The 22,831-nt window shown below is 72.2% G+C and carries 25 protein-coding genes; 16 read left to right on the forward strand and 9 right to left on the reverse strand.

Annotation, left to right across the window (positions count from 1 at the left end):
* On the forward strand, positions 1–1,203 hold a 1,203-nt coding region (locus KF737_RS20025; protein WP_296459367.1), incomplete at its 5' end, for an efflux transporter outer membrane subunit.
* On the opposite strand, the gene KF737_RS20030 is transcribed toward KF737_RS20025, so the two are convergent.
* Positions 1,178–1,741: a YqgE/AlgH family protein gene (locus KF737_RS20030; RefSeq protein ID WP_296459369.1), complete on the reverse strand. Its 564-nt coding sequence runs from the start codon at positions 1,739–1,741 to the stop codon at positions 1,178–1,180. The genes KF737_RS20025 and KF737_RS20030 overlap by 26 nt on opposite strands.
* 127 nt (positions 1,742–1,868) lie before the next feature.
* Here KF737_RS20030 and KF737_RS20035 point away from each other — a divergent pair, with 127 nt between their 5' ends.
* The 4 genes from KF737_RS20035 (at position 1,869) to KF737_RS20050 (ending at position 5,737) form a co-directional block, all read left to right on the forward strand.
* The gene (locus KF737_RS20035) at positions 1,869–2,351 is read left to right on the forward strand and encodes a peroxiredoxin (RefSeq protein WP_296459372.1); all 483 of its coding nucleotides are present in this window, start codon (positions 1,869–1,871) and stop codon (positions 2,349–2,351) included.
* 725 nt (positions 2,352–3,076) lie between these two features.
* On the forward strand, positions 3,077–3,700 hold the full coding sequence (locus KF737_RS20040) for a DUF4331 family protein (RefSeq protein WP_296459377.1): 624 nt from the start codon (positions 3,077–3,079) through the stop codon (positions 3,698–3,700).
* Complete coding sequence (locus KF737_RS20045; RefSeq protein WP_296459380.1) at positions 3,697–4,374, forward strand: DUF4331 family protein; 678 nt, start codon at positions 3,697–3,699, stop codon at positions 4,372–4,374. Before KF737_RS20040 ends, KF737_RS20045 begins: the two co-directional genes overlap by 4 nt.
* A gap of 1 nt (position 4,375) precedes the next feature.
* Positions 4,376–5,737, forward strand: coding sequence for a tetratricopeptide repeat protein (locus KF737_RS20050; protein ID WP_296459383.1), 1,362 nt, complete (start codon positions 4,376–4,378; stop codon positions 5,735–5,737).
* Positions 5,738–5,968: 231 nt separating this feature from the next.
* Here the strand turns inward: KF737_RS20050 and KF737_RS20055 are convergent, their stop codons facing one another.
* The 4 genes from KF737_RS20055 to KF737_RS20070 form a co-directional block, all read right to left on the reverse strand.
* A complete protein-coding gene (locus KF737_RS20055) occupies positions 5,969–7,231 on the reverse strand; it encodes a hypothetical protein (protein ID WP_296459386.1) in 1,263 nt (420 codons plus the stop codon).
* A gap of 62 nt (positions 7,232–7,293) precedes the next feature.
* Positions 7,294–8,091 carry a hypothetical protein gene (locus KF737_RS20060; protein WP_296459389.1) on the reverse strand — a complete coding sequence of 266 codons (798 nt, stop codon included), beginning with the start codon at positions 8,089–8,091 and terminating at the stop codon, positions 7,294–7,296.
* Between the two features lie 12 nt (positions 8,092–8,103).
* A complete protein-coding gene (locus tag KF737_RS20065; protein WP_296459392.1) occupies positions 8,104–8,811 on the reverse strand; it encodes a DUF4331 family protein in 708 nt (235 codons plus the stop codon).
* A 157-nt stretch (positions 8,812–8,968) separates the two neighbouring features.
* A complete protein-coding gene (locus tag KF737_RS20070) occupies positions 8,969–9,580 on the reverse strand; it encodes a DNA-3-methyladenine glycosylase (protein ID WP_296459394.1) in 612 nt (203 codons plus the stop codon).
* A gap of 15 nt (positions 9,581–9,595) precedes the next feature.
* Here KF737_RS20070 and KF737_RS20075 point away from each other — a divergent pair, with 15 nt between their 5' ends.
* Positions 9,596–10,777 carry an amidohydrolase family protein gene (locus KF737_RS20075; RefSeq protein ID WP_296459396.1) on the forward strand — a complete coding sequence of 394 codons (1,182 nt, stop codon included), beginning with the start codon at positions 9,596–9,598 and terminating at the stop codon, positions 10,775–10,777.
* A gap of 175 nt (positions 10,778–10,952) precedes the next feature.
* Here the strand turns inward: KF737_RS20075 and KF737_RS20080 are convergent, their stop codons facing one another.
* Positions 10,953–12,698, reverse strand: a complete 1,746-nt coding sequence (locus tag KF737_RS20080) for an acyl-CoA dehydrogenase (RefSeq protein ID WP_296459399.1) — start codon at positions 12,696–12,698, stop codon at positions 10,953–10,955.
* Positions 12,699–12,818: 120 nt separating this feature from the next.
* Between KF737_RS20080 and KF737_RS20085 the strand changes: the two genes are divergently transcribed.
* Genes KF737_RS20085 through KF737_RS20095 form a run of 3 tightly spaced genes read left to right on the forward strand, consistent with a single transcriptional unit; the run spans position 12,819 to position 14,184 of the window.
* Positions 12,819–13,055, forward strand: coding sequence for a YceI family protein (locus KF737_RS20085; protein ID WP_296459402.1), 237 nt, complete (start codon positions 12,819–12,821; stop codon positions 13,053–13,055).
* Positions 13,052–13,291, forward strand: coding sequence for a YceI family protein (locus KF737_RS20090; RefSeq protein WP_296459405.1), 240 nt, complete (start codon positions 13,052–13,054; stop codon positions 13,289–13,291). Before KF737_RS20085 ends, KF737_RS20090 begins: the two co-directional genes overlap by 4 nt.
* Before the next feature lie 11 nt (positions 13,292–13,302).
* Entirely contained in the window at positions 13,303–14,184 is an 882-nt protein-coding gene (locus KF737_RS20095) for an L-threonylcarbamoyladenylate synthase (RefSeq protein WP_296459496.1), read from the forward strand.
* 297 nt (positions 14,185–14,481) lie between these two features.
* Here KF737_RS20095 and KF737_RS20100 read toward each other — a convergent pair whose 3' ends face one another.
* Both KF737_RS20100 and KF737_RS20105 read right to left on the reverse strand, forming a co-directional pair.
* On the reverse strand, positions 14,482–14,871 hold the full coding sequence (locus tag KF737_RS20100) for a type II toxin-antitoxin system VapC family toxin (RefSeq protein WP_296459407.1): 390 nt from the start codon (positions 14,869–14,871) through the stop codon (positions 14,482–14,484).
* Entirely contained in the window at positions 14,868–15,140 is a 273-nt protein-coding gene (locus tag KF737_RS20105; RefSeq protein WP_296459410.1) for a type II toxin-antitoxin system VapB family antitoxin, read from the reverse strand. The genes KF737_RS20100 and KF737_RS20105 overlap by 4 nt, the downstream gene beginning before the upstream one ends.
* Positions 15,141–15,206: 66 nt before the next feature.
* Here KF737_RS20105 and KF737_RS20110 point away from each other — a divergent pair, with 66 nt between their 5' ends.
* From KF737_RS20110 to KF737_RS20120, 3 genes are all read left to right on the forward strand, one after another.
* Entirely contained in the window at positions 15,207–16,616 is a 1,410-nt protein-coding gene (locus KF737_RS20110) for an FAD-binding oxidoreductase (protein ID WP_296459414.1), read from the forward strand.
* 40 nt (positions 16,617–16,656) lie between these two features.
* Positions 16,657–17,454 (forward strand): peroxide stress protein YaaA, encoded by a 798-nt coding sequence (gene yaaA, locus KF737_RS20115; protein WP_296459417.1) that lies wholly within the window; start codon positions 16,657–16,659, stop codon positions 17,452–17,454.
* An 89-nt stretch (positions 17,455–17,543) separates the two neighbouring features.
* Positions 17,544–18,527, forward strand: a complete 984-nt coding sequence (locus tag KF737_RS20120; protein WP_296459418.1) for a nitronate monooxygenase family protein — start codon at positions 17,544–17,546, stop codon at positions 18,525–18,527.
* On the opposite strand, the gene KF737_RS20125 is transcribed toward KF737_RS20120, so the two are convergent.
* Entirely contained in the window at positions 18,524–19,102 is a 579-nt protein-coding gene (locus KF737_RS20125; protein ID WP_296459421.1) for a hypothetical protein, read from the reverse strand. The genes KF737_RS20120 and KF737_RS20125 overlap by 4 nt on opposite strands.
* 146 nt (positions 19,103–19,248) lie before the next feature.
* Between KF737_RS20125 and KF737_RS20130 the strand changes: the two genes are divergently transcribed.
* The 4 genes from KF737_RS20130 to KF737_RS20145 all read left to right on the forward strand — a co-directional run bounded on the left by KF737_RS20130 (position 19,249) and on the right by KF737_RS20145 (position 22,611).
* Entirely contained in the window at positions 19,249–20,220 is a 972-nt protein-coding gene (locus KF737_RS20130) for an SPFH domain-containing protein (protein ID WP_296459498.1), read from the forward strand.
* A 7-nt stretch (positions 20,221–20,227) separates the two neighbouring features.
* A complete protein-coding gene (locus KF737_RS20135; RefSeq protein ID WP_296459425.1) occupies positions 20,228–20,686 on the forward strand; it encodes an NfeD family protein in 459 nt (152 codons plus the stop codon).
* Between the two features lie 168 nt (positions 20,687–20,854).
* Complete coding sequence (locus tag KF737_RS20140) at positions 20,855–22,192, forward strand: hypothetical protein (RefSeq protein ID WP_296459428.1); 1,338 nt, start codon at positions 20,855–20,857, stop codon at positions 22,190–22,192.
* A 131-nt stretch (positions 22,193–22,323) separates the two neighbouring features.
* Positions 22,324–22,611, forward strand: coding sequence for a DUF1330 domain-containing protein (locus KF737_RS20145; protein ID WP_296459431.1), 288 nt, complete (start codon positions 22,324–22,326; stop codon positions 22,609–22,611).
* Positions 22,612–22,831: the final 220 nt, after the last annotated feature.

The following is a 22,831-nucleotide window of genomic DNA, read 5'->3' on the forward strand; positions in this document are numbered from 1 at the left end:
GTCGAGCGCGCGCTCGCCGCCAACACCGACATCGCCATCGCCGCCGGCCGGGTGGCGGAGGCCCGGGCGCAGTTCCGGCTCGCCGAGGCGCAGCGGCTGCCCGGCTTCGCGGTTGCGGCCGGCGGCGGCCGGCAGCGCGACGTGAGCCCGTTCGGCCAGCCGCGGGAGCAGACGGCGGGCCAGGCGGTGGCGCAGGTGTCGTACGACACCGACCTCTTCGGCCGGCTGGCGGCGTCGAGCGGCGCGGCGCGGGAGGCCCTGCTGGCGACGGAGGCGGCGCGCGACAACGTCCGGCTCGCGGTCGCCGCGTCGGCGGCCGGCGGCTACATTACCTTGCGCGGGCTGGATGCGCGGCTGGTGGTGCTGCGCGAGACGGTGGCGGCGCGCGAGGCGGCGCTGAAGCTGATCCGCCGCCGCGCGGAGGCCGGCTACGGGACGCAGCTCGACCTGCGCCAGGCGGAGGCCGACTACCGCGCCACCGCCCAGCAGATCCCGGTCGTGGAACTGGCGATCCGGCGGCAGGAGGACGGGCTCAGCCTGCTGCTGGGCGACGACCCGCGGGCGATCGCGCGCGGCGCGGCGCTGGAGGCCCTGGTCCATCCGACGGTTCCGCCGGGCCTGCCCTCGGCGCTGCTGCGGCGCAGGCCCGACGTGGCGCAGGCCGAGCACGCGCTGGCCGGCGCCGACCGCTCGCTGGATGCGGCCCGGGCGGCGTTCCTGCCGAACGTCCAGCTCACCGCCAACGGCGGCTACGTCGCCTCGAGCCTGCTGAGCGACGAGATCGGCGTCTTCTCGCTGGGCGGCAGCGTGCTGGCGCCGATCTTCGACACCGGCCGGCTGCGGGCGCAGCAGGACGCCGCCGTGGCGCGGCGCGACCAGGCCGCCTTCGCCTACCGCAAGACCGCGCTCAACGCCTTCCGCGAGGTGGAGGACGCGCTGGCCGCCGTACAGCGGGTGGCCGAGCAGGAGCGGGAAGTCACGGTGCAACGGGCGGCGCTGGCGGAAGCGTACCGGCTGGCGGAGAGCCGCTATCGCGCGGGCTATTCGCCCTACCTCGACCAGCTCGAAGCACAGCGCGGCCTGCTGGCGACGGACCTCCTGCTGGTGCAGGTGCGGGCCGACCGGCTGAACGCGGCGGTGTCGCTCTACCAGGCGCTCGGCGGCGGCTGGTCGGCGCCTACGCCCGGCCGCCCTCCGCGCTGAGGAACTTCGGGTCGATCCGCAGCTTGGCGAGCGCGCGGGCCCACTTGGTCGCGTGGTCGTCGCCGAAGACGAGCTCCTCGTCGGCCTCGCAGGTCAGCCAGACGTTGTGGCGCAGCTCGTTCTCGAGCTGGCCCGCGCCCCAGCCGGCGTAGCCCAGGGCCAGGATCGAGCGGCGCGGCCGGCGGCCCCGCCCGCCCATCGCCTCCAGCACCTCGCGGGTGGCGGTGAGCGCCAGCCCGCCCTCGACGTCCAGGCTGTGCTCGGCGCGGTAGTCGTCGGTGTGGAGCACGAAGCCGCGACCGACCTCGACCGGCCCGCCCATCAGCACCGGGTCGTCCTCCATCTCCGCCGTGGCGCCGATCTCGAGGCGCTCCAGCAGGTCGGGCACGGTCAGGCCCTCGACCGGCCGGTTCACGGCGATGCCCATCGCGTGGCCGGCGTCGTGCGCGCAGATCAGGATGAGCGACCGCTCGAACCGGGGATCGCCGATCCCGGGCATGGCGATGAGCATCTGGCCGTTGAGGAAGGCGCCTTCCATCGCGCTCAGGATTCTGCGGGAACGTGGCGACTTCAAGGGCGCAGCGCCCGTATCCGAGAAATCCGGGTTACCGCCGGCGGGCTTTCCCGGTTATCTGCGCGTCGAACCCTTCCGAGGAGACCGAGAAATGACCATCAAGGTTGGCGACAAGCTGCCCAGCATCACCCTGACGCAGGCCACGGCCGAAGGCCCGAAGCCGGTCGGCGCCGACGACTTCTTCGCGGGCAAGACGGTGGCGCTGTTCGCCGTGCCGGGCGCGTTCACGCCCACCTGCTCGGCCAAGCACCTGCCGGGCTTCAAGCAGCATGCCCCCGACCTGAAGGGCAAGGGCGTCGACACCATCGCCTGCCTGTCGGTGAATGACGCCTTCGTGATGCGCGCCTGGGGCGAGGACCAGGCGGTGGGCGACGACATCGTCATGCTGGCCGACGGCAACGGCGACTTCACCAAGGCCGTGGGCCTGGAGCTGGACGGCAGCCGCTTCGGCATGGGCCCGCGCTCGCAGCGCTACTCGATGGTCGTGAAGGACGGCGTGGTGAAGGAGCTGAACGTCGAGCAGGGCGGCGAATTCAAGGTCTCCGCCGCCGACTACATGCTGGCGCAGCTCTGATGCCCCGCGCCTCCGACGGCTGAGCGGCGAGCCCCGGGCGCGTTCGTGTTCGTTCGGGGTTCCCCCTGAACGTCATGGCCGGGCCTGTCCCGGCCATCCAGGCGCGCCGACGTACGGGAGCGGCCCGCGGCGGGCGCCGCTGCGAACCTGCCAGGATCGGCGTTCATGGGTGGCCGGCACAAGGCCGGCCATGACGTACGGGGGAGAGAGGGCGTGCGCGGCGCGCGCTTGATTCGACCACGAACGGACACGAAGGCCACGAACGCGCCTGTGCGGCGGACAGGCCGAAGGGCTCGTGCAGGAAGAGGGCTGCGGACTGCGGGCCGGCAGGGCGCGTTCGTGGGCCTTCGTGTTGGGGGGCGGTTCTGCCCCCCACTCTCCTCCCTGAGCGTCATGGCCGGGCCTGTCCCGGCCATCCAGACGCGCCGACGTACGGGAGCGGCCCGCGGCGGGCGCCGCTGCGAGCCTGCCGGGATCGGTGTCTCCGGATGGCCGGCACAAGGCCGGCCATGACGTTCGGGGGAGCGGCAGGGCGCAAGTCCGGGACGTGGCCCGCGTCTGCGGCGGGCGCGGGCCCCGGCGCCGGGAAAGCAGGCGCGATTTCGCCCAACAGTTGACTGGACTCGTCTGCCCTGGTTCGGCGAACGTACTATGAGACACGTCGCCTGCTGGGGGTGAGAGTGGTGAACGTTCGCTTGGGTCGCGTGTCCGCGGTGGCGGGCCTCATGGGGGCTGCCTTGCTGGCGCTCTCGACATCGGATCGGCGCGCGGTGGCCGCCGACCACCTGGATCCCCCGACGCGGACCGATCCGGCGTTCGACACGACGCCCGATCGCTCGGCCGACATCGCCGACATCTACGCCTGGCACACCGCCGACAACCTGGTGCTGGCGCTCACGTTCGCGGGCCCCGCCCCGCGCGACCAGGCGCCGATCTACGACCGCGACGTGCTCTATACGATCAACATCTCCAACAACGGCGCGCCCACCGACGCCGAGATCCAGATCCGTTTCCGCTTCGGCCAGGACGCCGCCGGCAACACCGGGGTCGAGGTCACCGGCCTGCCCGACGGCGGCCCCGCGCTGGTGGGGCCGGTGGAGACCACGCTGACCCGCAACGGGATCCTGGCGCGGGCGGGCCTCTACGACGACCCGTTCTTCTTCGACCTGCAGGGCTTCCGCGACACGCGGTCGAGCGGGACGCTGTCGTTCGTGAACACGCGCAGCTTCTTCACCGGCCAGAACGACACGGCGATGGTGATCCAGATCCCGCGCAGCCGCATTGAGGTCCCGGGCCACCGGCTCGACATCTGGGTGACCAGCGCCCGCATCGGGGGGCAGTTGCAATGATCCGCCGCACCGCCCCGGCCCTCGCGGCCGCGCTCGCCCTTCCGCTCGTCCTCGCCGCCTGCAGCGGCGGCAGCGGCGCCGACGTGGTCGACCGGCCCTCGACCGCCCCGCCCGGCGCGTCGCTCAACGTGCAGAACTGCCTGGACCAGCCGGTCAGGCCCGGCGGGCCCAGCGTGGCCAACCTGGTGGTGCCCGACACGATCAAGATCGACCTCGCCCAGCCGGCCGGCTTCCCGAACGGGCGGCGGCTGACCGACTCGGTGATCGACATCGAGCTGGCCTGGATCTTCCTCGACCTGACCAAGCACGACGCCAACACCCTGGCGCAGCGCCAGCTCGGGCCGCAGGCCAACGACGTGGCGTTCCGCTCCGAGTTCCCGTACCTGGCCGCGCCGCACGGCGGGGCGCCGGCGGCGACGGGCGGCTCGAACTTCAACTTCCGCACCGATCCGGCCTCGGCCTACGTCCAGGTGGACCGGATGGGCATGCCGGCCATCGCGACCGCGCTGATCGGCTCGTCCGCCAAGAACGCCTACAACGACGACAGCCCGGCGATCGACGGGACGGCGAAGTACGTGAACGAGATCACCTCGACGCTGGCGGTGCTGGCCAATGCGCTGCAGGACGACTTCCAGCGCCTGGGCCTGTCGATCTGCGCCCGGCCGGGCGGCTGACGTGAAGCTCGCCGCACCGTCGCCCCGCTGGCTCTGGCTCGCCGTCCCGCCGCTGGCGGTGGCGAGCGTGCTGGCGGTCGAGCGCCTGGCCGCGCCGCCGGCCGACGTCGCGCCCCGCCTGCCGCCCGCGGCCCTGCGGACGATGAAGCTGCCCGACGATGCGCCGCGGACCTTCGACGACGCGCTGGCCCGCGCCGACGCCGGCCTCGCCGCCGCCAAGGCGCGCGTCGCCGAGCATCCGGGCGAGTGGGTGTTCCTGGAAGGGCTGTCGCGGCGCTGGTCGACGCGGGCGCGGCTGACCGGCTCGTTCGACGACTATGCGGCGGCGCAGGCGGCGCTGGACCAGGCGTTCGCGCTGGCGCCGGCGGGCTCCGGCCCGCACCTGACGCAGGCGGCGCTGCACTTCACGCTGCACCGGCTGGACGCCGCCGAGCGGACGCTGGACGCCATCGACCGCTACGCCGTGCCGCCCGACGCCATGGAGCGGGCCGAGGCGATGGCGTTGCGTGGCGACATCGCCTTCTACCGCGGCGACCTGAAGGCCGCGCAGACGCGCTACCGGGCGGCCGACGCGCTGGAGTCCGGGGCGGGCACGGCGTTCCGCTGGGCGGTCTACTTCACCAAGACCGGGCGGCTCGGCGAGGCCGAGCGGTTCTTCGACGCCGCGGTGCGGGCGAGCCGGATGCCGACGATGCAATTCCGCGCCAACGTCGAGCTGCAGAAGGGCACGCTCTACCTGGAGCGCGGGCAGTGGGACCGGGCGCTCTCCTACTTCGGCAGGGCCGACGCGCTGTTCCCCGGCTACTACGTGATCCAGGAGCACATCGCCGAGGCGCTGACGCTCAAGGGCCAGGCCGCCGAGGCCGAGGCGATGTACGCCGACATCGTGCGGCGCACGGGCAACCCGGAGTTCATGGACGCGCTGGCCGGCATCGCCGAGGGCCGCGGCGACGCGGCCGGCGCGGCGGCCTGGCGCGCGAAGGCCGCGACCGAGTGGGAGCGCCGGCTGAAGCTGCTGCCCGAGGCCGCCTACGGCCATGCGCTCGACCACTACCTCGCCGCCGGCGACCCGGAGCGGGCCCTGGAGATCGCGCGGCGCAACCATGCGGCGCGGCCCAACGGCGACTCGAACGCCCTGCTGGCCGAGGCGCTGCTGAAGGCCGGCCGCCCGTCGGAGGCGCGGCAGGCGATCGAACCGGTGCTGAAGACGGCGTGGAACACCGCCCAACTGCATGGCGTGGCCGCGCAGGTCTACGCCGCCGCAGGCGACAGGCGCCTGGCCGCGCGCGAACGCGCCAGGGCCCTGGCCATCAACCCGCACGAACTCGACGACGCGACCGCCCTGCCGAAGGTGTTCAACTAGGGCCAACCCATTCAGCGGCGCCCTGCCGAATCCGCGTCCTCCTCAGGAACGTCATGGCCGGGCCTGTCCCGGCCATCCATGAACTCAGGCGCCGCAAGCCCTCGCCGCGGCGACGTCTCCGCCAGCCCCGGCGAGATCGGTGTGCATGGATGGCCGGGACAGGCCCGGCCATGACGTTCAGGGGAATGGAAGGCGCGGGATACCGCGAACGCGGATTCGCCCCAGGGCCCGTCAGAACGCGAAGGCGTACTGGCTGGCGCTCTGCGCGTTGCGCTGGAGCGCGGCGTCGGCGGCGGCCTTTGCGCGGGCCGGATCGCCGGCGGCCCTGGCGGCGAGCGACAGCGTCCACCAAGCTTCGGCGGTGTCCCAGCCCTGCGCGAGCTGGCGGTCGAGCAGGCGCCGGGCGTCCCCGGCGCGGCCGTTCAGCAGATAGGCCTTGGCGAGCGCGACGGCGGCGTCGCCGTACGGGCGGTTCGCGAAGTTGGCCTCGGCGAGGCCGAGCGCCCTGGCCGGCTGCGGCGCGGCGCTCAGGTAGTGGTCGAGGGCGTGGCCGGCGATGGCTTCGGGGAAGCGCCTGGCCCGCGCGTCGTAGATGGCCTCGGCGCGGTCGAGCAGCGGCTTCGCCGCCTGCGGCGTCTCCAGGGCCGCGAGCGCGTCCAGATATTCCGGCGCGGGGGTCTTCTTCACGACCGCCTCGTAGAGCCGCCTGGCGGCGGCGTCGTCACCCCGCAAGTGGGTGATCTCGGCCATGTGCTCCTCGTTGAGCCAGTAGCCGGGCATCCGCTGGTCGGCCAGCGCGAAGAGGGCGCGCGCCTCGTCGAACCGCCCGCGGTCCATCTCCACGAGGCCGCGCTGCAGCGCATACCAACTGAGCTGGATGGGCGACGTGCCGTGGTAGCGCTTTTCCGCGGCCTCGAAGAACGCCAGGGCCTCGCCGGGCGCGCCGGTCTTGGCGCTGTAGAGGGCGAGCTGGGTGAAGGCCTGCGGCGTGTCGGTCCGGTTCGCGAGCGCGCGATAGATGACGCCGGCGTCCCTGTAGCGGCCCGAGTAGAAGGCGATGTCGGCGCGGAGCGCGAGGTCCTCGGGCCGGCCGGCGACGTGCGGGCAGGCGTCGAGCACCGCCTTGGCCCTGGCGAGGCGGTGGAGGGCGAAGTGCAGCCGCGCCTTGGCCAGGCAGAGCTCGTCGGAGGGCTGCAACTCGGCCTCGATGCGGGCGAGCAGGTCCTCGGCGCGGGCGTAGTCGTCGTAGTCGCCGGTCAGCCGGGCGCGCTCGGTGTAGATGCCGGCGAGCTCCAGCGGGACCAGGGCGCTGGAGAGGCGCGCCTTCGTCTGGGCCTCGCCGGACGCGACGGCGGCATTGTAGTCGGCGAGCATCCTGGCGAAGGTGGGCGGCGCGGGCGTCGGCGCGGCGACCGCGGCGGCCTTCTGCGGCGCGCAGGACGACAGCCACGGCAGCGCCGCGGCCGCCAGCGTCGCAGCGAGGGCGCGACCCATGCGTCCAACTCCCGCCCCCGATCCCGCCCCCGATCCCGCCGGGGACGGGCCGCGCGCCGCGGTCACGGATAGGCCGGCCGCAGGAAGGGGAAGGTCGCCGGCGAGAAGGTGTTGGTCTCGTCGCCGGTGAAGCGGCAGGGCGAGGCGCAGGGCTGTCCCGCCGGCCCGTTCCAGGTGTCGATGACGCCCAGCAGGCTGTCGATGTGGTGCGGCGCCGGCGTCGCGCCGTCCGGCACGAGCCGCAGGAGCGCGGCCGCCAGGATGCGGTCGGCCACCGGGTCGTCGTAGGTCCGCCCGTTCGGGAAGCCGTCGGGCCGGTTGGGGTCGAACACGATCACGTCCGGGATGATCGCCGGCGCCGCCTGGGCCACGCAGGTGTCGACGTTGACGTCGGCGTTGGTCGCCGCGCCGCCCGCCGGGATCGTCGAGCAGGGCGTGAGGCCGAGCGCCCGAAGCTCGGCGTTGAGCTTGAAGTGGATGTTCTTCAGCGAGTTCGACTGCGGCCCCGCCACGAACGTGCCGGCGAAGTCGCGGGCGTCGTTGACGGGGTCGCCGCGGTTCAACTGGTCGCGCTGGTCGTTGAAGGTGTTGGCGGCGTTGGCCGGGTTGAGGATCCCGCCGCCGACGCCGGTGATGGTCAGGGCGCCGCGCGAGAGCAGGGCCGTGGCGACGGCCGGCGCGCCGGTGCGGTCGACCCGCACGTAGAGCGCCGAATTGGCGGACGCCTCCTCGAAGGCATAGGGGCTGGACGCCGTCCGCGTCGGCGGCGGGCTGTCGTCGGATCCGCCGTTGCAGGCGGCGAGGAGGCCCGCGGCCGCGAGGGCGGCGAGCGTCGGGACGGTGCGCGCTGTGCTGTGCATGCCCGCCTCCGCCTACGAGGTCTTCCGGGCGGTGGTCGCCCAGACCTGGATCTTCGGTCTTACGCCGTTCACGGCCGGCGCGACGGTGTCGAGGTCGATCTCGAAGACGATCACCGAGACGTTGCGGTTGGCGAACGAATCGCGCCGCGCGCGCTGCCCCAGGCCGAACGCGTTGACGAGATAGCCGCCCGCGGGCGGCGGCCCGTCGAACGCGGCGATCATGCCGTTGTAACCCTCGCCATCGAAGAAGAACGGATCGTTGCGCAGGCCGGCGAAAGCCTTCAGTCCGGTCGAGGAGGTGAAGACGGTCTCGATCGGCCCGTCGAAGGTCCCGCCCGCGCCGGGCACGTTCTCGAGCCGCAGCGCGCCGCAGCGGCCCGTGGCCACCACGGTCCCGAACCGGCCGGCGACCTGGAAGGTGGGCTGGTTCGCGAAGGTCCCGGCGGCGTTCGCCCGCTCGATGTTCAGGACGTAGACCACCCGCGTGTCGCAGACGAAGCTCTGGTCGATGCGCGACCGCGGCCCGGATCGGCCGCCGAAGGTGATCGCCGCGACGAGGCGGCGCGGATTCTCGGGCGACGTGAAGAGGAAGACGTCGGCCAGGTCGGCGGCCTGGTCGGCGTCCGCCCCCGGCGATTCCGCATGGTCCGCCGCGGTCGCGCCGGAACCCAGAAGGATGAACGGCGCCAGCACAGAGGCGAGCAAAAGCCTTCGCAACATCGAACGATGTCCCCCAAACTGCACGTCCCCCGTGCAGTGATTGCCTATTTCCCGTGCAGACCGACTAGAAGCCAAATCGGATGACCTGAAAAGTGCGTTCTGCGAACCGTGGTCGTTTTTCGGATCCGAGGCCGCCGCGGCGGCCGGGGCGTGCCGGCTAGGAGACGCGGAACGGGCGGCTGGCGAAACGGGAGCCGGCCTCTCCGAAGCGCCAGGGCACGTCCACCGCCTTGGTGATGCCGATGCGGGGGCCGACGACGACCCCCGCCGCCGGACCGGGCGTGAGCGCGAAGGGCGCGCGGTCGAGGGCTGCGCCGTTGTGGTCGCGGGTGACGGCCAGCGCCTGGCAGAGCTTGCCGGGGCCGGAGCAGAGGGCGCGCGGATCGGAGGCCAGCCGGCGCTCGGACATGACGTCCAGGCCGCGGGTGGGTTCAAGGGCGCGGACGAGGACGGCGCCGCCGGGCGCGCCCGACCAGCAGACGAAGTTCATGCACCAGTGGATGCCGTAGGAGCGGTAGACGTAGAGGTGGGCGGGCGGGCCGAACATCACCGCGTTGCGCGGCGTAGGCCCCGAGTGGCTGTGCGAGGCGGGGTCCTCGTGGTGGTAGGCCTCGGTCTCGACGATCCGGCCGCCGACGCCGTTCACCAGCACCGTCCAGCCGATGAGGTCCGCGGCGACCTCGGCGGGGTGGCGGTCCCAGAATCCGGCGGGCCAGCCTTGACGGGCGGAATTTGAAAGTCCGGAATGCTCGGAACGACCAGAAGACATCGCGGGAGGTATGCCATGCCGTACGTCGAAGGCCAGACGGTACACGACGCCGACAGCCACGTGATGGAACTGCCGGGCACGGTCAACCGCTACCTCGACCCGAAATTCCGCGACGCCTTCGTGGAGAAGACGGGCCGCAAGGACGTGCTGCCCGAGTGGTTCGCCAAGGCCGCCGAGAAGGCCCGGGACCCCGAGTTCCGCGCCGGGGCCGAGGCCAACATCCTCTTGCGCAAGAACTACGAGGCGCTGGGCGCCTTCGAGGCGAGCGACCGGCCGAAGACGCTGGACTACCTGGGCTTCACCAGCCAGCTCGTGTTCACGACGGCGTGCCTGTCGAACTTCGGCCTGGAGCAGATGGGCGAGGTGGAGCTGGCCGTCGAGGCGGCCCGCGCCCACAACCGGATGATGGCCGAGTTCTGCTCGGTGGACCGCCGCCTGCTGGCCACCGGCTACGTGCCGCTGATCGACCGGGCGCGGGCGCCGCAGATCGCGCGCGAGGCCATCGCGCTGGGCGCCAAGGGGCTGGTGGTCCCGTCGCGGCATCCGCCGGGCTTCTCGCCCAGCCACCGCGAGCTCGACCCGCTGTGGGCGGTGGCTGAGGAGGCGGGCCTGCCGATCCTCTTCCACGTCGGCGGCGAGGAGAAGATGGCCCGCGACTACCTGGAGAACGGGCTGCCCTTCGTGAAGGACTTCCACGGCGGCGACGAGAACTTCACCTCGCTCACCTTCATGGCGATCCCGCTTTCGGTCTGGCAGACGCTGTCGGCCCTGGTGATCGACGGGGTGTTCGACCGCTTCCCGCGGCTGAAGTTCGGCGCGATCGAGCTGGGGGCGTCGTGGCTGCCCAGCCTGATGAAGTTCCTGGACTCGGGCGTCGCGGCCTTCGGGCGCGAGGCGCGGCTGCAGGCGCTCTCCGGCACGCCCAGCGAGATCCTGCGCCGCCAGCTTCGCGTCACGCCCTATCCGCACGAGGACGTGGCCTGGATCATGGCCAATTCGGGCGAGGAGATGGTGCTGTTCTCGTCCGACTTCCCGCACGTGGAGGGCGGGCGCAACCCGCTGAAGCGGTTCAACGAGAACCTCGACGGCGTATCCGACGCGGCCAGACGCAGGTTCTACCGCGACAACTTCATCGACTTGATGGGCGCGGGCCTGGACCGCTCGCTCCACGACCTGCCGTCGCTCGCGGCGGCGTAGGCGCGATCGCGCTTCGCGGGCGCGTCAGCGCCGTTTCGATTCAACCACGAAGAGCACCAAGATCACGAAGGCGTCGCGGGTGAGCTGGGCGTAGCGCCTCTCGATCCCTTGGTGATCTTCGTGCTCTTGGTGGTGGAAGAATAGCGCCTGCGGCGCACGCGACGCCGGCTGATCCTCAGCCCGCCAGGGCGTGGGCCGGGGTGGCGGCGAGGTCGTCGCCGCTCTCGGCGAGGCCGTCGGCGAGGCCGGGGGCGGCGGTGAGCACCTGGCTGGCGTAGAGGCGGGCGAGCGCGCCCTTGGTCTTCAGCCAGGGATCGTCCGAGCCGGCGGCGGCGAGAGCCTGGCGGCCGAGGATCCAGCCGCCCACGACGTCGCCGGCCAGCTTCAGGAACGGCGTGGCCATGGCCAGCGCGGCGATGTTGTCGGCCGCCAGCGCCTGGTCGGCGGCGCGTTCCAGGGCGGCGATCCCGGCGGCGAGGCGGCGGCCGACGGGGGCTAGCTCGGCGGTCCCGGTCAGGAGATCGGCGGTCAGCGCCATCTCGGCGCAGAGGGCGCGCAGCGTCTCGCCGCCGTTGGCGCGCAGCTTGCGGCCGATCAGGTCCATGGCCTGGATGCCGTTGGTGCCCTCGTAGATCGGGGCGATGCGCGCGTCGCGGTAGTGCTGGGCCGCGCCGGTCTCCTCGATGAAGCCCATGCCGCCATGCACCTGCACGCCGGCCGAGGCCACCTCGACGCCGACGTCGGTGGACCAGGCCTTGGCGATGGGGGTGAGCAGTTCCTGCCGCGCCTTGGCCGCCGCGCGCTCGTCCTCGGTCCCGGCGCGGTCGGCGAGGTCGCTGAGCACGCCGGTGAGCAGGCAGACGCCGCGGGCCGCCTCGATCCGGGCCTTCATCAGCATCAGGGTGCGGCGCACGTCCGGGTGGCCGTAGATCATGCCGCCGGCGTCCTCGAAGGCCGCGCGGCCCTGCCGGCGCTCCTGGCTGAAGCTGAGCGCCTGCTGGAAGGCCCGCTCGGCGATGGCGACGCCCTGGACGCCCACCTGCAGGCGCGCGGCGTTCATCATGACGAACATGTGGGCCAGGCCCTGGCCCAGCTCGCCGACCAGTTCGGCCCGGGCGTCCTCGTAGAGCATGACGCAGGTGGGCGAGCCGTGGATGCCGAGCTTGTGCTCGATGGAGGCGGGCCGGAAGTCGTTGCGCCCGCCGATGGAGCCGTCGTCCTTCACTTCGAACTTGGTGGCGAGGAACAGGCTGATGCCCTTGATCCCGGGCGGGGCGTCGGGCGTGCGGGCGATGACCAGGTGGGCGATATTGTCGGCCGCGTCGTGGTCGCCCCAGGTGATGAAGATCTTCTGGCCCGAGAGGCGCCAGCCGCCGTTCCCGTCCGGCCGCGCGATGGCGGTCAGGGCGGCGAGGTCCGAGCCGGCCTGCGGCTCGGTCAGGCACATGGCGCCGGTCCACTCGCCGCTGACGAGCTTCGGCAGGACGAGGCGCTTCTGGCGCTCCGTGCCGTGCTGGGCCAGGGCCTCGATGGCCGCTTGGGTCAGCATCGGGCAGAGGCCGAAGGCCATGTTGGCCGCGTGGACCATCTCGAAGACGGCGAGCTCCATGGCCTTGGTCAGCCCCTGGCCGCCGTGCTCCGGGTCGGCGGAGAGCGAGTTCCAGCCCTGCTCCACGAAGCGGCGGTAGGCGTCGGCGAAGCCGGGCGCGGCGGTGACCACGCCGTTCTCGTAGCGCGCGCCCTCCAGGTCGCCCCGGCGGTTCAGCGGCGCGAGTTCGTGGTCGGCGAAGGCGCCGGCGGCCTCCAGCACCGCCTGGACGGTGTCGTCGTCCAGGTCGGGCCAGGCGCGGGCGATCAGCTCCGGATGGCCGACGGTCTTGAGCGCGAAGGCGAGGTCGCGGATGGGGGCGCGGAAGGTCATGGAACCTCTCTGGTCGAGCGGGTTCTAACGGGGACGGAGCGCCCGCGGAAGCGGCGCCGGCGAAACAAACCGCCGTCGTTCGGCCACGCTTGCGCATATCATCCGACCGGGCTCGGCGACGTGGCCGACGGCAAGGGCCGGCTCACGGGCGACCTCAACTTCCACGGGGTGACCAGGCCGGTGACGCTGGACGTGGCGTTCAACGGCTACGGGCCGGGCTTCCCGGTCAGCGGCCCGCGGATGGGATTCTCCGGCGCGGGGCGGTTCAAGCGCTCGGACTTCGGCGTGAACGGCGGGCGGCCTTTCGCAGGGGACGACGTCGACCTGATCTTCGAGGTGGAGTTCGTGAAGAAGTGAGCGGGGCCGCGCGCGGGGGCGCCCGTTACGCGGCGGTGGCGCTGCGCGGGGTGTCGAGGCCGCTGTCGCTGCCGTTCCGGCTCACGATCGACGGCGACAGGGCGACGGTGAGCGGTGTAACGAGCCTCGACCGGACCGCGTTCGGTGTTGGACAGGGCGAGTGGCAGAACACCGACCAGATCCCGGCCAGGGTGACCGTAAGGATCGACCCGAAGGCCCGGCGGGCGTCGCCCTAGCCGCCGAGGCGATCCGCGCCGGCGGGCTCGTGCTGATGCCGACCGAGACGGTGTACGGCCTGGCGGCCGACGCGGCGAACCCGCGCGCAGTGGCGGCGGTCTATGCGGCCAAGGGCCGGCCCAGCTTCAACCCGCTGATCGCGCATGTGGCCGACGTGGCGACGGCGCGTCGGATCGCGGTGTTCGACGCGCGGGCCGAGGCGCTGGCGGCGGCGTTCTGGCCGGGTCCGCTGACGCTGGTGCTCCCGGTGGCGGACGGCGAGGCGGTGTGTGATCTCGCGCGGGCGGGGCTGGACACGGTGGCGGTGCGCGCGCCGGGGCACCCGCTGGCGCACGCGCTGCTGGCGGCGGTGGGGCGGCCGGTCGTGGCGCCCTCGGCCAACCGCTCGGGCCGGCCCAGCCCCACGACGTTTGCAGATGCGGTCGAGGAGACCGGCGACGCCGCGGCGGCGGCGCTGGACGGCGGGCCGTGCGCGGTGGGGCTGGAGTCGACCGTGGTGGCGCTGCTGGATAAGGCGCGGCTGCTGCGGCCGGGCGCCGTGACGCGGGCCGAGATCGAGGCGGTGGTCGGGCCGCTGGCCGACGCCGAGGCCGACGCGAAGCGCTCGCCGGGCCGGTTGGCGCGCCACTACGCGCCGAACGCGCCGGTGCGGTTGGGGGTCGCCGAGCCCGCGCCGGGCGAGGCCTGGCTGTCGTTCGGCCCGGGCGGGCGCGGCCCCTGGAACCTCAGCCCGACAGGCGACCTCGCCGAAGCCGCCGCCAACCTCTTCGCCTACCTCCGCGCCGCCGACCGCACGAACCCCGCCGGCATCGCGGTCGCCCCGATCCCGGACGACGGGTTGGGCGAGGCGATCAACGACCGCCTGAAGCGAGCGGCGGGGTTCGTGGGGTAGGGTTCAGCGTTGAAGCCAATGTCCGTTTGCGGCCCGTTGCGGGTCCGGACACCCACTGTTGTCATCCCGGTTTCGCCGTAGGCGAAGACCGGGGCCCAACCGTCCGGTGCTCTGGGGTGGTGCCCTGGCCTCGACTGTCGGGGCCGGCCTCCACCGTCGACACGCCCGATGGTTGGGTCCCGGTCTTGGGCTACGCCCAAACCGGGATGACACTTGTTGGGGAAGGTGAAGTCCACGCCCCACCCATCTCCGAAATCCAGTGAGTCCGCTTGCAGCCTTCGTCCGTCTTCGCCGAATTCAGAGCGCCGAGCGGATGTCGGTCTGGGCGAAGTCGTCGCCCTTGTAGAGCAGGGGGGCGTCGAGACGTTTGGCCAGGGCGTAGGCGAAGCAGTCGCCGAGGTTGAGGCGGGCTGGATGGTTGCCTTTTCCGAACCTCAAAAACGCGTCCAAGGCCAAGCTTGAAAGCGGCAGGTCATCGCTTACCGTCACGCCGGCCTCCGACAGCCAGAGGTCGAGGCGATCGCGGTTCGGCACGACCTTGCGGCTGAGCAACACCATCGCGGTCTCGACGTAGTTGATGGGCGACAGCCGGATCGCGTCAGCCGTTCCCAGGACAGCCGCGAAGACCTCAGCCTCGGCCTCATCGCCAGCGATGGCGACCAACGCCGACGAGTCGACGACGATCAATCCTCGCCCTCCGCGAAGCCGGGAACCTCATTGATCTCGTCCCACTCCGCCTTGGTGACGGGAGGCAGGGGGCGATGAATGCCCGCTTCGGCTCGCATGCGGGCTGTCGCAGCGAGGATGTCCGCCGCGGTCGGCCGCGGCTTTGGCTGGGCCTCCGCCAGCGCTCGGTCCAGCGCACCGTCGATGACCGCGGTGATGCTGAGGCCGTGACGGCTCGCCAGCTCGCGCGCCTTGCGTTCGACCTCGGGGTTCTTGATCAGGATGGCCATGGCGGGCTCCGGTATATATCGGAGTATATACTGGTGAACGGCGGGCCGGAAGTTTAGGTTTCGGCCATGACTGCCCCCGTCCCCGCCGACGTGATCTCCCGCCTGAAGGCCGTGCTCGGCCCCGCCGGGTGGAGCGAGGACGCCGGGCGGATCGCGCCGAAGCTGGTGGAGTGGCGCGACCGGTGGGTGGGGGCGACGCCGTTCCTGGCGCTGCCGAAGACGACCCATGAGGTGGCCGCGGTGGTGGGCGTCTGCTTCGAGGCGGGGCAGGCGATCACGGTGCAGGGCGGGAACACGGGCCTGGTGGGCGGGCAAATCCCGCGGGGCGAAGTCCTGCTCTCCACCGAGCGGATGCGGGCGATCCGGGAGGTCGATGCGTTCGACGACGCGCTGACGGCCGAGGCCGGCGTGACGCTCGCCGAGGTGCATGCGGCGGCGGCCGAAGTGCGCCGGCGGTTCCCGCTGGGGCTGGCGTCGGAAGGGACGGCGACGGTCGGCGGCGTGGTCTCGACCAACGCCGGGGGCACGCAGGTGCTGCGCTACGGCATGGCGCGGAGCCTGGTGCTGGGGCTGGAGGCGGTGCTGCCGAACGGCGAGGTCTGGAACGGGCTGAAGCGCCTGCGCAAGGACAACACCGGCTACGACCTGAAGCAGCTCCTGATCGGGGCCGAGGGGACGCTGGGCGTGGTGACGGCGGCGGCGCTGAAGCTCTATCCGGTGATGGCCTCGCGGGCGGTGGCGATGATCGGGCTGGCGACGCCGGAGGATGCGATCAAGCTGCTGGCGCGGGCCAAGGACGAGACGGGCGGGGCGGTCGAGGCGTTCGAGCTGATGGGCCGCCTGGGCGTCGACTTCGCGCTGAAGAACATCGCCGGGACGCGCGATCCGCTGGGCGAGCCGCATCCTTGGTACGTGCTGGCCGAGTTCTCGTCGGGCGAGCCGGGCTCGGCCGAGGCGGCGATGGCGCGGTTCCTGGAGGCGGGGCTGGAGGCCGGGCTGGTGCGCGACGCCGTCGTGGCGCAGACCGACACGCAGGCGAAGGCGCTGTGGGCGATCCGCGAGAACCAGTCGCCGGCGCAGAAGCCCGAGGGCGCGACCTGGAAGCACGACGTGGCGGTGCCGGTCAGCCGGGTGGCGGCGTTCCTCGGCGAGGCGACGGCGGCGATGCAGGCCTTCGCGCCGGGCGCGCGGATCGCCGCCTTCGGCCACGTCGGCGACGGCAACATCCACTACGACGTGCTGCGGCCCGACGGCGGCTCGGACGCCGAGCACGCCGCGCGGCGCGACGAGGGCAGCCGGATCGTCCACGACATCGTGGCGAAGCTGGGCGGCTCGATCAGCGCCGAGCACGGCCTGGGCGCGATGAAGACGGCGGAAGGCGCGCGCTACAAGTCGGCCGTGGAGCTGGAGGCCCAGCGCGCGATCCGCCGCGCGCTGGATCCGAAACGCATCCTGAATCCGCGGGTCCTCTTCTAGGTCGTTGCCGCCGGCCCCAAGTCGCGGCAAAGCATCGGCGATGCTGATCGTCCTCTCCCCGGCCAAGGCGCTGAACTTCACCGCCGGGCCGGACTCCGCGCCGCTGACCGCGCCGCAGCTCCCCGAGCACACGGCCGAGCTCTCGAAGACCGCGAAGAAGCTCCGGGCCGTCGACCTGAAGCGGATGATGGACCTGTCGGACAACCTGGCGAAGCTGAACCGCGAGCGGTTCCAGGCCTTCGACCCGGAGAGCGAGGACGGGGTGCAGGCGGCCTTCGCGTTCAACGGCGACGTCTACCTGGGGCTGAGGGCGCGGGAGCTGGACAGGAAGGCGCTCGCCTTCGCCCAGGACCATGTGCGGATCCTCTCGGGGCTCTATGGCGTGCTCCGGCCGATGGACGCGATCCAGCCCTACCGGCTGGAGATGGGGGTGCGGATCAAGACGAAGCGGGGCCAGAGCCTCTACGACTTCTGGGGCCCGCGGATCGCCGAGAAGCTGGACGAGGACCTCGCCGGCCACAAGGACCGCACCCTCGTGAACTGCGCCTCGACGGAATACTTCGGCGCGGTGGACCGCAAGGCGCTGAAGGCCCCGGTCGTCTCGTGCCGGTTCCTGGAGGAAAAGGACGGCGAGGCCCGGGTGATCTCGTTCTTCGCCAAGCGGGCGCGCGGGGCCATGGCCCGCTTCGCCATCGACAACCGGCTGAAGAAGGCCGCGGACCTGAAGGCGTTCGCCGCCGACGGCTACCGCTTCCAGCCGCACCTCTCCTCGGACGAGGAATTCACCTTCGCCCGGCCGCAGCCGCCGCCGGCGGCCAAGGCGCGCGCCGGGGCTTAGGGGAAGCCGGCGCGCTGACCTCGCGTCACGGTTTCCAAGGCTTTGCGGCGGCGCCATGGTTCGCGGCAGAGATCCCGGGAGGACGGCCGATGACCCTGCGCACCAAGCTCTGCGACCTGCTGGAGGTGCAGCATCCGATCATGCTGGCGGGCATGGGCGGCGTCTCCTACGCCGAGCTCGCGGCGGCGGTCTCGAACGCCGGCGGCTACGGCGTCCTGGGCATGGCGGGCCGCTCGCCCGACTTCATCCGCGACGAGATGCGCAAGGTGAAGGCGCTGACCGACAAGCCGTTCGGCGTCGACCTGCTGGCCGCCAGCCCCGAGAGCCTGACGGCGTCGGTGGAGATCATCATCGAGGAGGGCGCCTCGTCGTTCGTGGCCGGCCTGGGCGTGCCGATGCCGATCATGGAGCGGCTGAAGAAGGCGGGCCTGAAGGTCATGGTGGTCTGCGGGGCCGTGAAGCACGCGGTGAAGGCCGAGCAGGCCGGCTGCGACGCGGTGATCTGCCAGGGCGGCGAGGGCGGCGGGCACACGGGCCTCGTGGGCACCATGCCGCTGGTGGCCCAGGCCGTGGAGCGGGTGAAGATCCCGGTGGTGGCGGCAGGCGGCCTCTACGACGGGCGCGGCCTGGCGGCGGCGCTCAGCCTGGGCGCGGTGGGCGTCTGGATGGGCACGCGCTTCATCGCCTCGACCGAGGCGCACTCGGGGCAGATGTACCGGGACACCATCGTCGAGGCGAGCGACGAGGATTCGATCCGCACCCGCTGCTATTCCGGCAAGCCGATGCGGGTGAAGAAGAACGACTACGTCGCCGACTGGGAAAGCCGCCCGCAGGACATCCAGCCCTTCCCGCAGCAGGCGATGCTGTCGAGCCGCGCCGGCGTGATGGGCGGCATCGGCGGCCAGATCGAGGGCCTGGACGCCGACCGTTCGTGCTTCGCCATGGGCCAGTCGGCGGGCGGCGTGACCGACGTGCTGCCGGCCGGCGAGATCGTCGCGCGCATCCTGCGCGAGGCCGAAGACGCCATCGACCGCGTCGCGGCGATCCGCAAGGGCGCGCCGGTCCCGGCCTAGGCGGCGTTGGCGAGGTAGGCCACGGGGTCCTTCAGGAAGTCGCGGGCGTCGGCGAGGCAGCCCTGCCAGGCCTGGAGGTGCGTGGTGGCGTCGTCGCGGGTCATGCTGCGGAACAGGATGGCCGAGTAGAGCACGTGCGGGACGCCCGCCTTGTCCTGGTAGATGCGGCACATCACCGAGGTCTGGTTGAAGGCGTTGTACTGCGCGATCGTGGCGGCCGCGCGGTCCAGGCCGCTGTCGAGCAGTACGGCCTTGCAGGCGCGGCCCTGTGCGTCGCAGCCGGCGAACTGCATCGAGAAGTCGGCGACCGGCGAGGTGACCGCGACGAAGACGGCGTCGCCGTCGCGGCGGCTGGTCCGCACCTTGGCCCCGGCGGCGTCGAGGAGGCCCATGAAGGCCTGCGGCGTCTGGGCGTCGAAGGGGCCGGCGGGGCTGGCCGGCGTCGCGGGCCTGGCGGCCGGTTTCGCGGGCGCGGCCTTGGCCGGCGGGGCCTTGGCGGGCGCGGTCTTCGGCGCCGGCGCGGCGGCGAGGCAGAACAGCGCAGCCGGGATCAGGGCGAGGGCGGTGCGGGTCATTCCGGTCAGCTAACAGACCGCCGGGCGTGGCGCGAGCACGGCGGCGGCGTTTCGGCCGCAACGCGCCGCATGTCCGGTTTCCGTGGCGGACGGCTCCCGGCCTAGCTAGAGTTGCCCCGAAACCACGGGAGGAATGTCCAATGGGCCTGGGTATGGTCGTCGCCCTGGTGTTCCTGGTGCTGGCGCTGGTCGTCGCGCTGGGCGCCATCAAGATCGTGCCGCAGGGGCGCGAGTTCACCGTCGAGCGGTTCGGCCGCTACACGCGCACCCTGAAGCCGGGGATCAGCTTCCTGACGCCGTTCGTCGAGGGCGTCGGCCGCCGCGTGAACATGATGGAGCAGGTGCTGGACGTGCCGCGCCAGGAGGTGATCACGCGCGACAACGTCGGCGTCCAGGTCGACGCCATCGTGTTCATCCAGGTGATGGACGCCGCGGCCGCCGCCTACCGGGTCGACAACCTGAACTACGCCATCCAGCAACTGGCGATGACCAACCTGCGCACCGTCGTGGGCTCGCTGGAGCTGGACGAGGTGCTGAGCCAGCGCGACCAGATCAACACCCGCCTCCTCAACGTGATCGACGAGGCGACCGGGCCGTGGGGCGTGAAGGCCGCGCGGATCGAGATCAAGGACCTGACGCCGCCGCCGGACATCACCAACGCCATGGCGCGCCAGATGAAGGCCGAGCGCGAGCGGCGCGCGGTGATCACCGAGGCCGACGGCGAGAAGTCGGCCGCCATCGCCCGGGCGGAAGGCCAGAAGCAGTCGGCGATCCTGGAGGCCGAGGGCCGCAAGGAAGCGGCCTTCCGCGACGCCGAGGCCCGCGAGCGCTCGGCGCAGGCGGAAGCGAAGGCCACCGAGCTGGTCTCGGACGCCATCGCGCAGGGGGACGTGAACGCCATCAACTACTTCGTGGCGCTGAAGTACGTGGAGGCCTTCGCCGAACTGGCGAAGAGCCCGCAGCAGAAGACCGTCATCGTACCCGCCGAGATGGGCGCCCTGGTCGGCAGCGTGGGCGGCATCGGCGAACTGGTGAAGGCGATCGGCGCCGACGGCCCGCCGCCCCCCCGCCCGCCGGCGCGCGGCCGCGGCGGAGCGGTCCCGACCTCGGGCGCGTGAGGCGGTGATGGACACCATCGCGGGGCTCTACGCGGCCCAGCCCTTCTGGTTCTGGGCCGCGCTCGCCGCGGCGCTGCTCACCGTCGAGGTGATCAGCGGCTCGGGCTGGCTGCTGTGGGCGTCGGCGTCGGCCGGCGTGACGGCGGTCGTGGTGGCGATCTTCGACGTCCCGGTTCCGACCGCGCTGCTGATCTTCGCGCTGCTCACGCTGTTCTCGTCGCTGCTGGCGCGCCGCTACCTGCCCCGGCCGCTGTCGCCCGAGGGGCACGACATCAATGACAACGTGTCGCGTCTCGTCGGCCATCGCGGCAATGTCGTCCAGGCGTTCGCCGGCCGCTCGGGCCGCGTCTTCATCGACGGCAAGGAGTGGGCGGCCGAGCAGGACGGGGGCGATGCGCTCGAAGCGGGCGCCGCGGTGGAGGTCACCGGAGTCGCCGGGGCGCGCCTCAGGGTGCGGCGTGCGTAACAGCGGTCTTCCGATGTGACCGAACAATGGCCTAAGTGCTTGGTTTCGCGCCGCACTTTCGCCCGCATCGCCGGCCACCTTGACCCGCATACGATCGCGGCGCTTATGTGCCGCAAAATCGCGGACCCCAAGGTCCGAACCCCAGGACTGTGGCAGGAGAGACGAACGGTGAAGACGCCCAAATTCGGGAGGCTGGGAGCAGTCGGGCTGACCATGGCGCTGCTGGCGGCGCTGGTGATCCCGGCCGCGGCCATTTCGCAAGGCAAGAAGGGGGAAGCGATCCCCAAGGCCGCGCTTGAACAGGGGATGAAGGAAGCCCCCGCCGTGGTGCAGGCGATGAGCCTGCCCTGCCAGGTCTCCGAAGCCCGGAAGATCGGCGAGGACAAGAAGAACAAGACCAACTACTACGAAGTGGCCTGCGGCGCGGGCGCCATGGGCTACGTCCTGCAGTCCCCGGCCGAGGGCGCGCCGACCGCCTTCTCCTGCATCGAGGCCAACACCCCGCCGGCCCCGGGCCAGCCGCCGTCGGCCCCCTGCATGCTGCCGGGCAACGCCAACCCGAGCGCGCTCCTGGGCCCGATGATCAAGGCGGCCGGCGCGGACTGCACGCCGACCCAGGCCCGCGGCGTCGGCCAGACCAAGAGCAACACCTACGTCGAGGTCGCCTGCAGCGAGGGCGCGGGCTACATCGTCGTCGCCAGCGTCCCGCTCGACGTGACGAAGCCGGCGCAGGCCCAGAACTGCCTGCTCTACGACGACAGCGAGTCGAACATTAAGTGCGCCTTCGGCGACAAGGCCGCGCGTCTCGCGGTGATCGACAAGGTGGCGGCGGCGGCGAACAACGGCTGCGCCGTGAAGGACAGGCGCTTCGTCGGCATGGCCAAGGACAACTCGGCCTACTACGAGGCCTCGTGCCAGGACGGCAAGGGCTATATCTACAAGACGACCGCCGCGGGCGCCCTGGCCGAGACCTACGAGTGCGCCAAGGCCAGCAACATCCTCGGCGGCTGCACGCTCACCGACGCCCGCGAGGCCCAGAACGAGCAGGCCGGCCTCTACACGAAGCTGGCGCAGGGCGCGGGCAGCAAGTGCGACGTCGACCGCTATGCGCTGTTCCCGTCGAAGAACCCGCGCGATGAAGTCGTCGAACTGGTCTGCAAGGACGGCTCGGGCGCGATCCTGATGTCGACCGCGGGCCAGAAGAGCACCGTGCTGGACTGCGGCCGTGCGCCGGTGGCCGGCTACAAGTGCTCGCTGGGCAAGGACACGGCCGGCTACGGCTTCCTCACGGCCGACCTGAAGCGGCTGCAGCAGGGCACGACCTGCGAGGTCTCCAACAGCCGCGTCGTCGGCAAGACCGACAAGGGCACCACCTACGTCGAGGTCGCCTGCGCCGACAAGCTGAAGGGCTACATGATCGAGTACTCGGCGCCCCCGGCGGTGACCGCGGTCACGGTCACGGGCTGCGCCTTCGCCGGCAACTGCAAGCTGCCCGGCAACACCTGATCGGCCGCCATGGCCGAGATGCGGGGCCCGCGGAGCGATCCGCGGGCCCTTTTGCCTGGCCGCGTGCGCGGGGCCTTGGCGAACGCTGGGGAAGGCCGCGAGGGTGTCCCGCGATACTCCGGAGAACCGCGATGCCCGCCTACGCCATCTTCATCAAGAACAGGACCCACGACGCCGACCTGCTGAAGGCCTACAGCCAGAAGGCGGCCGGGGCGCGAGGCGACCATCCGCTGACGGCGCTGGCCGCCTACGGCCCGATCGAGGCCCTCGAAGGCGACGAGGCCGAGGGCGTGGTGCTGCTGCAGTTCCCGACGATGGAGGCCGGCAAGGCCTGGTACAACAGCCCGGCCTACCAGGACGCCAAGGCGACCCGGCTGAAGGCCGCCGACTACCGCGTGCTGTTCTTCGAGGGGCTCTGACCTTCCTCTCCCGCTCGCGGAAGGGGGACCGCCCGCCGAGGCCGCGCCCGCGGGCGTAGAGCGGGTGGTGGAGAGGGAAAGCCTCAGGCACGGCGCTCAATTCAGGTTGGACGAACCGCCCTGCCGACCGCTTGCCCTTTCCACCCCCCGCTCTACAGCCGGCTGCGCCGGCTTCGGCGTGCGGTCCCCCTTTCCCGCAAGCGGGAAAGGAACGATCCCG

Origin of the sequence: Phenylobacterium sp. (genome assembly GCF_019636135.1) — a bacterium.
In the GTDB taxonomy this organism is placed as follows: Bacteria; Pseudomonadota; Alphaproteobacteria; order Caulobacterales; family Caulobacteraceae; genus Phenylobacterium.

Excerpts from the sequence above, each read along its gene's own strand:
- KF737_RS20065 (WP_296459392.1), bottom strand. The coding sequence starts at position 8,811 with ATGTTGCGAAGGCTTTTGCTCGCCTCTGTGCTGGCGCCGTTCATCCTT.
- KF737_RS20075 (WP_296459396.1), top strand. The coding sequence starts at position 9,596 with ATGCCGTACGTCGAAGGCCAGACGGTACACGACGCCGACAGCCACGTG.
- KF737_RS20030 (WP_296459369.1), bottom strand. The coding sequence starts at position 1,741 with ATGGAAGGCGCCTTCCTCAACGGCCAGATGCTCATCGCCATGCCCGGG.
- KF737_RS20080 (WP_296459399.1), bottom strand. The coding sequence starts at position 12,698 with ATGACCTTCCGCGCCCCCATCCGCGACCTCGCCTTCGCGCTCAAGACC.
- KF737_RS20135 (WP_296459425.1), top strand. The coding sequence starts at position 20,228 with ATGGACACCATCGCGGGGCTCTACGCGGCCCAGCCCTTCTGGTTCTGG.
- KF737_RS20045 (WP_296459380.1), top strand. The coding sequence starts at position 3,697 with ATGATCCGCCGCACCGCCCCGGCCCTCGCGGCCGCGCTCGCCCTTCCG.
- KF737_RS20070 (WP_296459394.1), bottom strand. The coding sequence starts at position 9,580 with ATGTCTTCTGGTCGTTCCGAGCATTCCGGACTTTCAAATTCCGCCCGT.
- KF737_RS20110 (WP_296459414.1), top strand. The coding sequence starts at position 15,207 with ATGACTGCCCCCGTCCCCGCCGACGTGATCTCCCGCCTGAAGGCCGTG.
- KF737_RS20055 (WP_296459386.1), bottom strand. The coding sequence starts at position 7,231 with ATGGGTCGCGCCCTCGCTGCGACGCTGGCGGCCGCGGCGCTGCCGTGG.
- KF737_RS20120 (WP_296459418.1), top strand. The coding sequence starts at position 17,544 with ATGACCCTGCGCACCAAGCTCTGCGACCTGCTGGAGGTGCAGCATCCG.
- KF737_RS20145 (WP_296459431.1), top strand. The coding sequence starts at position 22,324 with ATGCCCGCCTACGCCATCTTCATCAAGAACAGGACCCACGACGCCGAC.
- KF737_RS20105 (WP_296459410.1), bottom strand. The coding sequence starts at position 15,140 with ATGGCCATCCTGATCAAGAACCCCGAGGTCGAACGCAAGGCGCGCGAG.
- KF737_RS20060 (WP_296459389.1), bottom strand. The coding sequence starts at position 8,091 with ATGCACAGCACAGCGCGCACCGTCCCGACGCTCGCCGCCCTCGCGGCC.
- KF737_RS20040 (WP_296459377.1), top strand. The coding sequence starts at position 3,077 with ATGGGGGCTGCCTTGCTGGCGCTCTCGACATCGGATCGGCGCGCGGTG.
- KF737_RS20035 (WP_296459372.1), top strand. The coding sequence starts at position 1,869 with ATGACCATCAAGGTTGGCGACAAGCTGCCCAGCATCACCCTGACGCAG.
- yaaA (WP_296459417.1), top strand. The coding sequence starts at position 16,657 with ATGCTGATCGTCCTCTCCCCGGCCAAGGCGCTGAACTTCACCGCCGGG.
- KF737_RS20125 (WP_296459421.1), bottom strand. The coding sequence starts at position 19,102 with ATGACCCGCACCGCCCTCGCCCTGATCCCGGCTGCGCTGTTCTGCCTC.